General features: G+C 60.0%; 12 protein-coding genes and 1 tRNA gene. 10 read left to right on the forward strand and 3 right to left on the reverse strand.

What is annotated here, in order from left to right:
- Positions 1–3: 3 nt before the first annotated feature.
- A tRNA-Arg gene (locus ON14_RS10565) sits at positions 4–76 on the reverse strand.
- 86 nt (positions 77–162) lie between these two features.
- On the opposite strand from ON14_RS10565, the gene ON14_RS10570 reads away from it, so the two are divergent.
- Positions 163–957, forward strand: coding sequence for a transglutaminase-like domain-containing protein (locus tag ON14_RS10570; protein WP_010205066.1), 795 nt, complete (start codon positions 163–165; stop codon positions 955–957).
- A 54-nt stretch (positions 958–1,011) separates the two neighbouring features.
- Here the strand turns inward: ON14_RS10570 and ON14_RS10575 are convergent, their stop codons facing one another.
- The gene (locus ON14_RS10575; protein WP_010205067.1) at positions 1,012–1,602 is read right to left on the reverse strand and encodes a hypothetical protein; all 591 of its coding nucleotides are present in this window, start codon (positions 1,600–1,602) and stop codon (positions 1,012–1,014) included.
- A gap of 100 nt (positions 1,603–1,702) precedes the next feature.
- Here ON14_RS10575 and argS point away from each other — a divergent pair, with 100 nt between their 5' ends.
- The 9 genes from argS (at position 1,703) to prmC (ending at position 13,623) form a co-directional block, all read left to right on the forward strand.
- A complete protein-coding gene (gene argS, locus ON14_RS10580; protein WP_010205068.1) occupies positions 1,703–3,364 on the forward strand; it encodes an arginine--tRNA ligase in 1,662 nt (553 codons plus the stop codon).
- A 4-nt stretch (positions 3,365–3,368) separates the two neighbouring features.
- Entirely contained in the window at positions 3,369–4,268 is a 900-nt protein-coding gene (locus ON14_RS10585) for an LmeA family phospholipid-binding protein (RefSeq protein ID WP_010205069.1), read from the forward strand.
- 105 nt (positions 4,269–4,373) lie between these two features.
- Complete coding sequence (gene lysA / locus ON14_RS10590) at positions 4,374–5,777, forward strand: diaminopimelate decarboxylase (RefSeq protein ID WP_010205070.1); 1,404 nt, start codon at positions 4,374–4,376, stop codon at positions 5,775–5,777.
- The gene (locus ON14_RS10595; protein ID WP_010205071.1) at positions 5,774–7,090 is read left to right on the forward strand and encodes a homoserine dehydrogenase; all 1,317 of its coding nucleotides are present in this window, start codon (positions 5,774–5,776) and stop codon (positions 7,088–7,090) included. The genes lysA and ON14_RS10595 overlap by 4 nt, the downstream gene beginning before the upstream one ends.
- Positions 7,091–7,093: 3 nt before the next feature.
- Positions 7,094–8,185, forward strand: coding sequence for a threonine synthase (gene thrC, locus ON14_RS10600; RefSeq protein ID WP_010205072.1), 1,092 nt, complete (start codon positions 7,094–7,096; stop codon positions 8,183–8,185).
- Complete coding sequence (gene thrB / locus ON14_RS10605; RefSeq protein WP_010205073.1) at positions 8,182–9,120, forward strand: homoserine kinase; 939 nt, start codon at positions 8,182–8,184, stop codon at positions 9,118–9,120. The genes thrC and thrB overlap by 4 nt, the downstream gene beginning before the upstream one ends.
- Positions 9,121–9,251: 131 nt before the next feature.
- Positions 9,252–11,660 (forward strand): transcription termination factor Rho, encoded by a 2,409-nt coding sequence (gene rho / locus ON14_RS10610; protein ID WP_010205074.1) that lies wholly within the window; start codon positions 9,252–9,254, stop codon positions 11,658–11,660.
- A gap of 2 nt (positions 11,661–11,662) precedes the next feature.
- Complete coding sequence (gene prfA, locus ON14_RS10615) at positions 11,663–12,742, forward strand: peptide chain release factor 1 (RefSeq protein ID WP_010205075.1); 1,080 nt, start codon at positions 11,663–11,665, stop codon at positions 12,740–12,742.
- A gap of 8 nt (positions 12,743–12,750) precedes the next feature.
- On the forward strand, positions 12,751–13,623 hold the full coding sequence (gene prmC, locus ON14_RS10620; RefSeq protein ID WP_010205076.1) for a peptide chain release factor N(5)-glutamine methyltransferase: 873 nt from the start codon (positions 12,751–12,753) through the stop codon (positions 13,621–13,623).
- A gap of 3 nt (positions 13,624–13,626) precedes the next feature.
- Here the strand turns inward: prmC and ON14_RS10625 are convergent, their stop codons facing one another.
- On the reverse strand, positions 13,627–14,241 hold the full coding sequence (locus tag ON14_RS10625; RefSeq protein ID WP_010205077.1) for an HAD-IA family hydrolase: 615 nt from the start codon (positions 14,239–14,241) through the stop codon (positions 13,627–13,629).
- Between the last annotated feature and the right edge of the window lie 38 nt (positions 14,242–14,279).

The following is a 14,279-nucleotide window of genomic DNA, read 5'->3' on the forward strand; positions in this document are numbered from 1 at the left end:
AAGTGCCCCCGGAGGGAATCGAACCCCCGACCTACGGTACCGGAAACCGGCGCTCTATCCCCTGAGCTACGAAGGCAAGGAGGCTAGCTTAGCAAGCAATCGCCCCAACATTTAGCACGATGTTCTGATGTCCACTTCAGCTAGTCGTGACATTATCGGAGGATGCTGCGCACCGTTACATCCCACCAAGAACTTGACCTTCGTGGTCGCACCGAAATGGTCTTTAGTATTGCGGTGTCTGCACACTGGCCTACGACATCCGAGTCCGTGGATTTTGTGTTGGATGGCGTAGCCCAACACCCGAAAGAGCTCGTCGATGCGCGCGGAACCCGCCTGCACACGCTGATCGCGGGCCCGGGGCGTCTAGTGGTGGACTACGCCGCCACCGTGGAGGCAACTGCAGCGGCTGCACCCCTCAACGAGATCGACCGGGTTGAATACTTGCGTCCGAGCCGCTATTGCGAGTCGGACGTGCTCACACCGAGTGCCCGCTCTCTCTTCCCAACGCAGACCGGGCACGAGTTGCTGCAGGCCGTGCGTGACTGGGTTTCGAAGAGTATGCGTTACACGCCGGGAATTTCTCAAGCGACAGATGGCGCTTCACATTCGTTGCTCACACGGCGGGGTGTGTGTCGCGATTATGCGCACCTGACGATTGCTATGTTGCGGGCGAAAGATGTGCCGGCTCGCTATGTTTCGGTTTATGCTCCTGGGCTCAGCCCGATGGATTTCCATGCCGTCGCTGAAGCGTATGTTGATGGTGCTTGGTGGATTGTTGACTCCACCGGGCTAGCCCCGCGCCAGTCTCTCGTGCGTATCGCCACCGGCCGGGATGCGGCCGACACGGCCTTCCTGACGAACCATTGGGCTGATCTGTTTCTTAAGAACTTGGTGATTACGGCAACAGCTGACGTGTTGCCGACTGATGACCATCAGTCGCCGGTTCAGCTTCCCTAGATTTAGCGTCCCCAGGTTCCGCTAGCGATTCTCCTCGATTAGAGGAGTCGCGCCTTACTCCAGAGCGGCGCGAACATCGGCGGCGAGTTCGACAACGTCGCCAGCCTCGAAGAATGCTTGCGAGCTCAGCGTTGCCCAGTAGGCGCCGTCGAATACTTGTGCCGTTCCAGTGTCACCGCTCACGGCAAAGTAGCCGTCGAACCCTGCCGCTTTTCCGCCAGCTTTCGATTTCAAACTATCGACGTTTGCGGGGGATGGTTGAGCCACCGAGACATCGATGGTGACACCACTGGTCGAGTTCTCCCAACGGCACGCGACGCCTTTCGAGGCGAGCGCCGTAGCCGCTGGCGATCCTGCCGCAGGGGTGAAGCTGTTCAGGAGCAAGAAGTTGGGGTTGAAGTCATACATCGCCTGCGGAGTGATCAAGTCGGTGCAGGCCAGATTAACGGCGGTGGCCTCCGGGTCGCTTGAGGCTGAACTCGATGGCTCAGGGGTCGAGGAATCAGAAGGAGTGCTCGACGGCGCACTCGTGCGCGTCGACGTTGGGCTAGTCGGCTCAGATTCTGTTGGCACGCAGGCAGTCAGCAGTAGAGCAGACGCGCTGAGTGCGATTACTGCCGGAATAACGCGAAGTCGAAGAGCCATAGTTCTATTCTCGCGACCTCTGCAGACAATGCGGTGCAGTGACCCGGCAGTGTCGTGAACTCCGAACAGAACGGCGGCGACCACCCAGTACTCTTAAGGGGTGAATCCTGCTGATCTTTCTTCCACCCTGCTTTCCGTTGTTACCCGCATTGCGGCGAACCGCGGCACGCCCGATCTGGGCCTGACCGTGAACGATCTGGTGTTAGAACGACCGCGCAACCGCGATCACGGTGATTGGGCATCCAATGTCGCTATGAAACTGGCGAAGCCGTTAGGGGCGAACCCGCGTGAGCTTGCCAACGAGATCGCCGAACAGGTACGTGCCATTGACGGCATCTCCGCAGTGGATGTTGCCGGCCCAGGCTTCATCAACATCACGCTGGATGCTGCAGCCGCTGGCGCACTCGCCAAAACCATTGTCGAGCAGGGCGATGCCTACGGCAGTAACGATTCGCTCGCCGGCCAAACCATCAACCTGGAATTCGTGTCCGCCAACCCCACTGGTCCGCTGCACATTGGCCACACTCGGTGGGCGGCGCTCGGCGATTCGCTAGCCAGAATTTTGAAGACCGCCGGTGCCGAGCTCGTGAGCGAGTTCTACATCAATGATGCCGGCAACCAGATGGACAACTTCGGTGCGTCGATTCTGGCCTCGGCCAAAGGCGAACCGACGCCCGAGAACGGTTACCCGGGTGCCTACGTTGCCGAGCTAGCTCAGCGCGTGCTTGCCTCGAACCCCGAGATCCTCGAACTTGAGCACGATGAGGCCATTGCGGTCGCTCGCGAGCGGGGCTACGAACTTCAGCTGGGTGAGATCAAGAAGTCGCTCGCGGCGTTCAACGTGCACTTCGACGTGTGGTTCAGCGAGCGTGACCTTCACGCGGTGATGGACGACGGCCAAAGCGCTATCGATACCGCCGTTGAGCGCTTGCGGGCTCAGGGGCACGTCGCCGACATTGACGACGCGGTGTGGGTCAAGACGACAGACTTCGGCGACGACAAAGACCGCGTCATCAAGCGCGGTAACGGCGTCTACACCTACTTCGCTGCTGATGCTGCCTACTACCTGAGCAAGGGCGACCGTGGCTACGCCCACAAGATCTACCTGCTCGGCGCCGACCACCACGGCTATGTTCACCGTCTCAAGGCGCTCGCGGGCGCGGCCGGTGACGACCCCAACAAAGACATTGAGGTGCTCATCGGACAGCTCGTCAGCATCAACGGTGCTCGACTGTCGAAGCGTGCCGGTAACATCATTGAGCTCGACGACCTGCGCGAATGGCTCGGAACGGATGCGCTGCGCTACTCGCTCGGCCGCTACCCCTCCGATTCGCCCCTCAACCTCGACCCCGAGATTCTGCAGAAGCGCACCAATGACAACCCTGTGTTCTACGTTCAGTACGCGCACGCCCGCACTCACAGCGTTGCTCGCAATGCGGGGGAGTCGGGAGTGGATCGCAGCGTCTTCGATGCCTCGCTGCTCACGAACGAAACGGAGAGCATCCTGCTGGGTGTACTCGCTGAGTTCCCGCGGATCGTGGCTCAGGCCGCCGAACTTCGTGAACCTCATCGCATTGCGCGCTTCGCCGAAGAACTCGCTGGCAGCTACCACCGCTGGTACGACCAGTGCCGCGTTACTCCGATGAACGACGAAGAAGTGACCGACGTTCACCGCACGCGCCTCTGGGTAAACGATGCTGTGGGCCAGGTACTGCGCAATAGCCTGTGGATGCTCGGGGTTAGCGCTCCGGAACGGATGTAGGTTCATGGTCGACGACGCGCGCCGCGATGACGTAAGCCCCGATGATGGCACACAGCCGACTCTTGACTTGGGGGCGCAACCCACGGTTGAACTCGTTCTCGGCGGCGGAACGACGCCGGAAAGTGCCCCGACTAAAAAGCGCCGGAGCGGTAAAGGCTGGTGGATCGCTGGCGGAATCATCGCTGTGATTCTGATTGTCGGCGTTGTTCTTGTCGAGACGGTTGGTCGCGCGGCTGCAGAGAATCTGGTGCGCGATGAGATTGTTTCCTCGCTCGGCATTGACTCAGCGGACGGCATTGCCGTAGATCTCGGCTCTGGCTCACTGGTGTGGCAAGCACTCACCGGGGGAATTGATGTTGTCACGATCGATCTCGATCGCGTCGAGGTCAATGGGCTCGAAGCATCCGCTCACATTGTCGCAACCGAGGTGCCGCTTTCGCCCTCGAAGCCTCTGGAGACCTTCTCGATGCGCGTTGCTGTGCCTGGTGCAGAGATCGACAAGCTCGCCACTACGCTCAGCGGAATTGAACTCGACTCGATTGAGCTGCAAGACTCGGCTATTCGCGTCTCGACGACTTTCCGGCTCCTCTTCATTAGTCTTCCCGTCGCGGTAGACCTTCTTCCGGTTGCTGCAGGGGATTCCATCGCGTTTGAACCGCAATCGGTGCTTCTGGGTGATCAACAGATTTCTGTGGCCGATTTGCGCGATAATCCGCTGGTTTCTGGGCTCGCCGGCAATTTGCTCAGTTCACAAAAATTCTGTGTAGCGTCGTCAATGCCTGCCGCGCTCACGATCGATTCGGTTGCCGTTGATGCTTCTGAGCTGGTCATCGACCTCAGCGCCGACGACATCGCGCTTGGTGATGACCAGTGGCAGCAATACGGCGTCTGCCCTGAGCAGTAACGCGATTCAACGCTAGCCGAGACTGCCGTTAGAGTGGTCACCATCCCCAACGCCTGGGCGGACACAATCCGCCGTTTTCCGTCTACATCTCTGTGAGGTGCGACTGTGTTCGCGAATCCGCTGGCGCCCGAGTGGCTTACCGCTCCTGCCGAAGCCAACTCTTTGCCGTCGACCGTCTGGTCGCATAATGCTGCGCGCACAGAAACCGGCGAACTAGCGATTGCCGGCGTTACGGCCACTCAACTTGTTCGCGACTTTGGCACTCCCGTCTATGTGATCGATGAGGCGGATGCGATTGCTCGCGCCACCGAAATCAAGGGCGCGTTTGATAGCGCGTTCGCTCGCATCGGTTCCAGCGTCAAGGTGTACTACGCGGGCAAAGCGTTTCTCTGCACCGAAGTTGCCCGGTGGATGACGGCTGCTGGCCTCAATATCGATGTTGCGTCCGCTGGCGAGATGGCGGTTGCGCTCGCGGCCGGCGTTGATGCGTCGCGACTGGGATTCCACGGCAACAACAAGAGTCTTTCCGAGATCGACCGTGCCGTGCGCGCGGGCATCGGCCCCATCGTTATCGACAGTGTCGTCGAAATCGGTCGGGTTGCTGAAGCCGCGTCACGGCACGGCCGAACCCAGCCGGTGCGTTTACGCATCAATAGCGGGGTTCATGCATCTACCCACGAATATTTGGCGACGGCGCGGGAGGACCAGAAGTTTGGGATTCCGCTGTCGGATGCTGAGGCGGTGGTAGCTCAAATCCGCACCCATTCGTCGTTGGATTTTGTGGGCATCCATTCGCATATTGGTTCGCAGATTTTTGATACTGCGGGTTTCGCTGAGGCGGCGCAACGTTTGCTTGAGTTGCACGCGCGGTTGTCTGCCGCAGCGCCGGTACCGGAACTCAATTTGGGTGGCGGTTTCGGTATTGCGTATACGTCGGCAGATGAGGCATTGCCGGTTGCTGAACTTGCGGAGTCGCTGGCGTCGATTGTTGAGTCGGAGTGTTCACGTCTGGGCATTGAGGTTCCGCGCATCGCGATTGAGCCTGGTCGTTCCATCATCGGGCCGTCGACGACGACGTTGTATACGGTGGGCACGATTAAGGATGTGCTCGTCGATGGTGAAGCGGTTCGCAAGTACGTCAGTGTTGATGGCGGTATGAGCGACAACATTCGTCCAGCGTTGTATGGTGCCGATTATTCGGCTCGTATCGCCAATCGCGTTTCTGATGCTGACCCCACGCTCGCCCGCATTGCGGGTAAACACTGCGAGGCTGGCGACATCGTGGTTCGTGCCGAGTACTTGCCCGGTGACGTTGAGCCGGGCGACATCATCGCAGTGCCGGCAACGGGTGCTTATGGCTGGGCGATGTCGAACAACTACAACTACCTTGCACGACCGCCGGTTGTGGCCGTGCTCGAGGGTAAAGCCCGCATTATTGTGCGCGGCGAAACCGAAGAAGACTTACTCAGCCGCGACGCAGGAATTACACCATCGGGAGACTCTGAATGATCGAATACCGCAACCTTCGCGTCGCAGTTCTGGGCGGAGGAAGTGTCGGTTCACAGGTCACCGCTCTGTTGCTCGAGCACGCTGACGAACTCGCTGCCCGAGCCGGTGCCGGTCTCGAAGTCGTCGGGGTTGCCGTCCGCGATCTTGACGCACCGCGCGACACCGACATCCCGAAAGAACTTCTGACGACCGATGCAGAGTCGCTCATCGTTGGCGCCGATATTGTCATCGAACTGATCGGTGGGCTTGAGCCTGCGCGCACCTGGATCCTCAAGGCGTTGCACTCCGGCGCTGATGTCATTACGGCCAACAAAGCGCTGCTCGCACATCACGGTGCCGAACTCTTCGAAGAGGCCGCGCAAGTTGGCGCCCAGCTCTATTACGAAGCTGCCGTTGCTGGCGCGATCCCGATCATTCGCCCGCTGCGCGACAGCCTTGCCGGTGACCGGGTGCAGCGCATCCTCGGAATCGTCAATGGCACCACCAACTACATTCTTGACCGTATGGATGCCACGGGCGACAGTTTTGACGATGCTCTCGCTGAGGCAACTCGCCTGGGGTATGCCGAAGCTGACCCTACGGCTGACATCGGAGGGTATGACGCCGCGCAAAAAGCTTCGCTTCTGTCGAGCCTGGCCTTCCACACGCGTGTGCCGCTCGACACGGTGCACCGCGAAGGCATCACGAGTGTCACCGCCGAGCAAGTGGTTGCTGCCCGCAAGGCTGGCTATGTCGTCAAGCTTCTCGCCATTTGCGAACGTGTCGTGGATGCCGCAACCGGCGTCGATGGCGTCAGTACCCGTGTGCATCCTGCGCTCGTCCCGCTGACTCACCCGCTTGCCGCCGTGCATGGTGCCAACAATGCTGTCTTCGTGGAGGCTGAGGCTGCTGGCAGCCTCATGTTCTACGGTGCCGGTGCCGGTGGGCTTGAAACGGCATCGGCCGTTCTCGGTGATGTTGTTTCGGCTGCTCGCCGTCATGTCATCGGGGGTCCTGGAGTCGCGGAGTCGACTCACGCTAACCTTCCGATCTTGCCGATTTCGAGCGTAATGACGCGCTACCAGATCACTTTGACTGTCGTGGATGAGCCGGGTGTGCTTGCCACGATCGCCGCCGTTTTTAGCGACCATAAGGTCTCGGTCGAGGCGGTCAACCAGACTGTCGGTGCCGTAACAGAGGGTGTGCCGAGCGCTACCCTTATTACTGTGACGCATGAGGCGACCGATGAGTCGCTTGCTGCAACGGTGGCAGCGCTCGCCGAGAGTTCGGTCGTGCGTGAAGTTGTGTCCGTTTTGAGAGTTGAGGGGCTTTAACCAGTGAATAGTGAAATCAAGAACCGGCAGTGGCGAGGCGTTCTTCATGAGTACGCCGATCGTCTGAACATCTCTGATGCGACGCCGATTATCACTTTGGGAGAGGGCGGAACTCCGCTGCTTCCTGCCCCGGCTCTTTCGGCACGCACCGGCGCCCACGTCTGGGTCAAGTTCGAGGGGATGAACCCGACGGGTTCGTTCAAGGACCGCGGCATGACGATGGCAATTTCGAAGGCTGTCGAGCACGGCGCTAAGGCTGTCATTTGTGCGTCGACCGGTAACACTTCTGCTTCTGCGGCGGCCTACGCTGCTCACGCCGGTATCACTGCCGCTGTTCTCGTTCCCGAAGGCAAGATTGCTATGGGAAAGCTCAGCCAAGCCATCGCTCACAACGGTGAACTCATTCAGGTGCAGGGCAACTTCGATGACTGCCTCGATATCGCGCGCGACCTCGCCGCAAACTACCCGGTGCACCTCGTGAACTCGGTCAACCCTGACCGTATCGAGGGCCAGAAGACGGCCGCGTTCGAGGTTGTTGAAGTTCTGGGCGATGCTCCTGACTTCCACATTGTGCCCGTCGGCAATGCCGGAAACTACACGGCATACTTCCGCGGTTACAGTGAAGAACTCGCCCGCTCGGCCACCACCAAACTGCCCCGCATGTTTGGTTTCCAAGCTGAGGGCAGCGCGCCAATCGTGCGCGGAGAAATCGTCAAGCACCCTGAGACGATTGCCAGCGCCATCCGTATCGGTAACCCCGCGTCGTGGGAGTTCGCTACCGAAGCGCACAAGGTCTCCAACGGCTACTTCGGTGCCATCAGCGACGCCAAGATTCTGGAAGCCCAGCGCATTTTGTCGGCTGAGGTCGGCATCTTCGTTGAGCCGGCATCCGCCATCAGCGTCGCCGGTTTGTTGGAACGTGCCGAAGCCGGCCAGATTCCTCGCGGCTCAACTGTGGTACTCACTGTCACTGGCCACGGTTTGAAAGACCCGCAGTGGGCCCTCAAAACCGCCAGCGGCGACGACATCACTCCTCAGGTTGTGCCGGTTGACACGGCAGAAGTTGCCAGCGTGCTGGGGTTGGCTAAGGCATGACCTCGCTGGTCGGTCGTAGTGTCGTCGTGCGTGTGCCGGCGACCTCGGCCAACCTTGGCCCGGGCTTTGACACTCTCGGGCTTGCGCTCTCCCACTATGACGAGCTCGTCGTCACCGCGGTCGAGGGTTCCGGTGTCACTATTGACGTCACTGGCGTCGGCGCGGGAATCGTCGCCACCGACGAATCAAATCTGGTCATTCAAGCGATTCAGCACTGCTTCACCCATTTCGGGCAGACGATGCCGGCGCTGCACGTAGCGGCGACCAACGTCATCCCGCACGGTGGAGGTCTCGGGTCTTCGGCGGCAGCAATCGTCTCCGGTGTCATGGCGGCCAAGGGGCTGCTTGCGGGCATCGTTGAGATGGATGCCGCTACTCTCCTTGTGCTCGCAACCGAGCTTGAGGGCCACCCCGATAACGTCGCACCTGCCCTCCTGGGCGGGCTCACTATCGCGTGGACCACCGACTCGGGGCCGCAGGCCAAGAAGTTGATGGTGCACCGTGGAGTGTCACCTCTCGTTCTGGTTCCGGACTTTCGGGTCTCCACAGCGCACGCTCGCAGTTTGCAGCCGGATGCCGTGCCCTACGCCGACGCGGTCTACAACGTGTCGCGGGCCGCGCTTCTCATTGCGGCACTTACCCAGAGCCCTGAAGTGCTCCTTGAAGCCACGGGCGATCGCCTCCATCAGGACTACCGTGCTGCAGCGATGCCGCAAACAACAGAACTGATCCGGATGCTGCGTTCGCACGGTCATGCCGCTGTTGTTTCTGGGGCGGGGCCTTCAGTTCTTGTCTTGGCCGATGACCCGGCGAGGCGTCTTGAAGCGGCGGCTCTCGTGCAAGAACACTCCGCCACGCCTTGGGAATGTCTCCTCTTAGCTGTGGACTTCAAAGGTGCTACAGTGAATGAGCACCAGGTAGAAGCTACGGCGTAGTCGTAGCATCCCGGTTGCACTTCACCCGTCGCATCCCCGAATTAGATTCCTGCGCATCCGCGTAGACATCGGTGAGCGACTAGCTCTCCACCATCGCTCGAAAGCGTGGTTGGGGAAAGGAACCCCTAGTAGTGACTGACGTCAATAACCACGCATCAAGCGTGGATTCCCGTGCCGCGCTGAGCGCGTTGCGACTGCCCGAGCTTCACGCAATGGCAGCCGAACGTGGCATCACCGGTGCATCAAAACTTCGTAAAGGAGATCTCGTGGAAGCAATTAACGAGAAGAACAGCAACACCGCAGCATCCGCCCCCGCAACAACCGAGGCACCCGCAGCGACTGAGGCTTCCGTAGCCCCGGCGCGCAAGCGCGCTTCACGCCGGGTCACGAGCGTTGATGGTGCCGCGATCGCAGGCTCTGAGTCTCCGGCCGGTGCCCCTGAGGTCGCGAAGACCTCGGCACCGAAGACCGATTCGGTAGCCCCTGCAGCAGATGCTGCGCCAGCTGCAGATTCCGCAGTGCAGAAGACTAAGACGGCCCCGCGTAAGAAGAAGGTCGATGCTGCGCCCGCAGCAAGCGAATCGGATTCCGCAGCAGGCGCCAACACCGCCACTGACGCGCCAGCAACTGACGCTGCCCCCGCAGCCGACGCCGCGCCCAAGCGCAGCCGTCGCAGCTCGAGCCGGGCCGCAGAAGCATCCGCTGACTCGAACGTTGACGCTTCGACCGGAGCATCGGCCGCAGCCAAGTCTGACAATTCGCAGAGCGAAGCAGACAAGGGCAGCAATGCCGACAACAACGGCGCCGACAACAACGGCGCCGACAAGAACGGCGCCGACAAGAACAGCGCTGACAAGAACAGCGACGCTGGCAAAGGCCGCAACGCCGGCCGCAACAAGCGTGACAACAACGCGAACAACGCGGAAAACGCTGGCGACAAGAACAACAACTCGGGCCGGGGATCTTCGGACTCCGATTCCGACAACGACAGCGATGGCGACAACAACTCCGACGGTGAGTCGGGTTCGGGGCGCAATCGCAACCGAAACCGCAGTCGCAACGGCCAGAACGCTGATGGCTCAGGTCGTCAGAACAACAACCGTCGCCAGAACAACAATGGCGGCGGCAACGAGCCCCGTGAGAACCGCGAGCCTCGCGAAAACCGTGAGCCTCGCGAACCGCGGGAGAACCGCGACAACCGCGGTGGCAACAACGACAACCGCAGTAACAACGACAACCGCGGTAACAACGACAACCGTGGCAACAACGACGACAACCGCGGTGGCGACGTTGATTCCGAGCGCGGTGGACGTGGCCGCTACCGTGACCGCAAGCGCGGCCGTGGCAACATGGGCGACGACTTCGAGCCAGAGATCACCGAAGATGACGTACTGATTCCTGTTGCCGGCATCCTCGACGTTCTCGACAACTACGCGTTCGTTCGCACCACTGGCTACCTTCCCGGTAACAGCGACGTTTACGTTTCGCTCGGCCAGGTCAAGAAGTACAACCTGCGCAAGGGTGACGCTGTTGTTGGTGCAATTCGCCAGCCGCGCGATGGAGACAACGGCCAGGGCCGCCAGAAGTACAACGCGATCGTTCGCATCGACTCCATCAACGGCTTGCCCGTTGAAGAGGCAGCGGACCGTGTTGAATTCGGCAAGCTCACTCCGCTCTACCCGCAGGAGCGACTGCGCCTCGAGACCGAGCCGACCATGTTGTCGACTCGCATCATCGACCTTGCTGCTCCGATCGGTAAGGGTCAGCGCGGTTTGATCGTTTCGCCGCCCAAGGCAGGCAAGACTCAGGTTCTTCAGGCCATCGCGAACGCGATTTCTAAGAACAACCCCGAGGTTCACCTCATGGTCGTTCTCGTTGATGAGCGTCCCGAAGAAGTTACCGACATGCAGCGCACCGTCAAGGGCGAAGTTATTGCTTCGACCTTCGATCGTCCGGCTGAAGACCACACCACAGTTGCTGAGCTCGCGATCGAGCGCGCCAAGCGACTCGTTGAGCTTGGTCACGACGTTGTCGTTCTGCTCGACTCGATCACGCGCCTCGGCCGTGCTTACAACCTCACCGCACCGGCTTCCGGCCGTGTTCTTTCTGGTGGAGTCGACTCCGCAGCGCTGTACCCGCCGAAGCGTTTCTTCGGTGCGGCTCGCAACGTTGAAGAGGGTGGATCACTCACCATCATCGCTACCGCGCTCGTGGAGACCGGTTCGAAGATGGATGAAGTTATCTTCGAAGAGTTCAAGGGCACCGGCAACATGGAGCTTCGACTCTCGCGCCAGCTCGCTGACAAGCGCATCTTCCCCGCGGTCGATGTCAACGCTTCCGGAACCCGTCGCGAAGAGATGCTTCTCGGTGCCGACGAAGTCAAGGTCACGTGGAACCTTCGGCGTGCCCTTGCTGGTCTTGACCAGCAAGCTGCGCTCGAGATCGTGTTGAATAAGCTGAAGGAGACGAACTCGAACGTTGAGTTCCTCATGCAGATCCAGAAGTCACTTCCTTCCACTAACGGCAAAAAAGAGGACTAACAATGTTCGAGTCAGTACTGTCGCTGCTGACCGAGCATGGGGAGCTCGAGGGTCAGCTAGCTGATCCCGAGCTTCACTCCGACCCGGTCCGCTCGAAAAAAGTCAACCGACGCTACGCCGAACTGTCGCGCATTGTGAAGGTTTACACAGTGTGGCGTCAGTTGACGGATGATCTTGCGGCAGCCACTGAAATGGCTGAAGAGGATGATTCGTTCGCTGCAGAAATTCCGGGCCTCACTGAGGAGCTTGAGGCTACTCAGGAGAAGCTTCGCCGCATCCTGATTCCGCGTGACCCCAACGATTCCCGTGACGTGATCATGGAAATCAAAATGGGGGAGGGTGGTGCAGAGTCGGCACTCTTCGCTGGCGACCTGTTGCGCATGTACTTGCACTATGCAGAGTCAAAGAAGTGGAAGACCGAGATCATCGAGCAGACCTCGAGCGACCTTGGCGGAATCAAAGACGTTCAGTTGGCTTTCAAAGGCAACTCGAGCGATCCCGCTGAGGGTGTCTGGGCGCACTTGAAGTACGAGGGGGGAGTGCACCGCGTTCAGCGTGTGCCCGCCACCGAGTCTCAAGGTCGTATCCACACGTCAGCTGCTGGTGTGCTCGTGTTCCCCGAGGTTGATGAGCCTGAAGAGGTCGAGATCAGCCAGAACGATCTCAAGATCGACGTCTATCGTTCCTCGGGCCCCGGTGGCCAGTCGGTAAACACCACTGACTCCGCTGTTCGTATTACTCACCTTCCGACCGGCATCGTCGTGGCTATGCAGAACGAGAAATCGCAACTGCAAAACCGCGAAGCGGGTATGCGAGTGCTGCGCGCGCGCATCCTCGCTCGTTATCAAGAAGAAGCGGATGCCGAGGCTAGCGAGTACCGCAAGAGCCAGATCCGCACGATGGATCGCTCCGAGCGCATCCGTACGTACAACTTCCCTGAGAACCGCATTGCTGATCATCGCACCGGGTACAAGGCCTACAACCTTGACCAGGCCATCAACGGTGCACTCGAGCCCGTCATCCAGTCATGCATCATTGCTGACGAAGAGGCGCGCTTGGCTGCAGTAGGAAACGACTCCTGAGCGAGGCAATGACTCCCGAGCTCACCATCAGTGTCGCTGACCTTCTGGTTAGCGGCACTGAGTTGTTGAGCGCTGGGGGAGTGCAGAGCCCAGCGGTTGACGCTGAGCTCCTTCTTGCGCACGTTCTTGAGTTGAGCCGTGGCGAGCTGCAGGTGCGTGTCGTAACGGGTGCGCTGGTTTCTGCTGCTCACGAGTCGAGCGCGCGGGCATTTTTTGCCCGCCGTGCAGCTCGCGAACCGCTGCAGCACATTACCGGCATCGCGCCGTTCCGCAATCTCGAATTGCGGGTTGGCCCGGGAGTTTTCGTGCCGCGCCCCGAGACGGAGACGGTCGTTCAGTTCGCGATCGATGCGCTCAGCGCCAGCGCAACTCCTGAGCCGATCGGTGTCGATCTCGGCACGGGCAGTGGCGCAATTGCTTTATCGATGGCTACTGAGGTGCCGCGCGCGCGAATCTTCGCCGTCGAACTTTCATCAGATGCTATGCCGTACACGAGTGAAAACTTTCGTCGCTATGGTTCCGACAATGCGACCCTCATTAACGCTGACCTCGGCGATGCGTTCCCTGAGCTTGATGGCACGGTCGACGTTGTTATTTCGAACCCGCCGTACATTCCGGCCGCGGCAATACCGCGCGATATCGAGGTTCGACTTCATGACCCCGCCCTCGCGCTCTACGGCGGAGAAGACGGAATGGATGTCGTCCGTCGGGTATCGGTGACAGCACAGCGTTTGCTGCACCAGGGTGGCACTCTCGTGCTCGAGCACGGTGAAGAACAAGCTGCGGCGATTGCCGCGCTGCTCACCGCGGATGGCTGGAATGCGGTGGCTCACCATAAAGACCTGCTGGGTCGAGACCGGGCTACAACCGCTCTTCTTTAAGCGTCACGCTCGTGCGTTGGCAAATTCGTCGATTGCCTGGTGCAAGCCGGCACCGTTCACAAACTGGTGGCTGGTGATCCCGAGTTTTTGCGCAGCGTCAACGTTTTCTGACATGTCGTCGACGAAGAATGCGTTGTGGGCGTCAACCCCGTAAGCCTTGAGCGTTCGTTCGTACACGGCGGGGTCGGGTTTGCGCGCGCCGTAATAGCTTGAGGTGCGCAAGTGATCCCCAAAGATTCCGACAAGCTCGGGAGCGAGCGTGGGGAGGTGCTCACCGAGCAGAGCGCCGTTGTTGGTTAGCAGCGTTGTCTGCCCTAGCTCAGCGGCACGTTGTGCGGCGGCGATGGAGTCTGGCCAGACGGTCATTGCTGAGGCGCGAATCTCAACCCAACGTGCGACGTCTACTTTTTGGCCGATTGCTTTCTCGAAGGCGGCGAGATATTCGTCTCCGGTACGGTACAGGCCTGCCTCGGCCCCAAATTCGCCGTCCTTGTGCCACCAAAGTTGACGCAACTCAAGAAAACTGAGCCCGGTCAACTCGCTCATGGCAGCCATTCGCGCTCGCCAGTCGTACTCATAGAGCACGTCATCCATGTCAAAAATGAAAAGCAGCGTCATTGTTGACCATCGCTCTCTGTTTGTCGTGATCAGTCTTT

Source organism: Salinibacterium sp. PAMC 21357 (assembly GCF_000247645.1).
Lineage (GTDB): Bacteria > Actinomycetota > Actinomycetes > Actinomycetales > Microbacteriaceae > Rhodoglobus.

Coding starts and splice junctions, on each gene's coding strand:
- ON14_RS10570 (WP_010205066.1), top strand. CDS start 163: ATGCTGCGCACCGTTACATCCCACCAAGAACTTGACCTTCGTGGTCGC.
- ON14_RS10575 (WP_010205067.1), bottom strand. CDS start 1,602: ATGGCTCTTCGACTTCGCGTTATTCCGGCAGTAATCGCACTCAGCGCG.
- ON14_RS10585 (WP_010205069.1), top strand. CDS start 3,369: ATGGTCGACGACGCGCGCCGCGATGACGTAAGCCCCGATGATGGCACA.
- ON14_RS10595 (WP_010205071.1), top strand. CDS start 5,774: ATGATCGAATACCGCAACCTTCGCGTCGCAGTTCTGGGCGGAGGAAGT.
- thrB (WP_010205073.1), top strand. CDS start 8,182: ATGACCTCGCTGGTCGGTCGTAGTGTCGTCGTGCGTGTGCCGGCGACC.
- prfA (WP_010205075.1), top strand. CDS start 11,663: ATGTTCGAGTCAGTACTGTCGCTGCTGACCGAGCATGGGGAGCTCGAG.
- prmC (WP_010205076.1), top strand. CDS start 12,751: ATGACTCCCGAGCTCACCATCAGTGTCGCTGACCTTCTGGTTAGCGGC.
- ON14_RS10625 (WP_010205077.1), bottom strand. CDS start 14,241: ATGACGCTGCTTTTCATTTTTGACATGGATGACGTGCTCTATGAGTAC.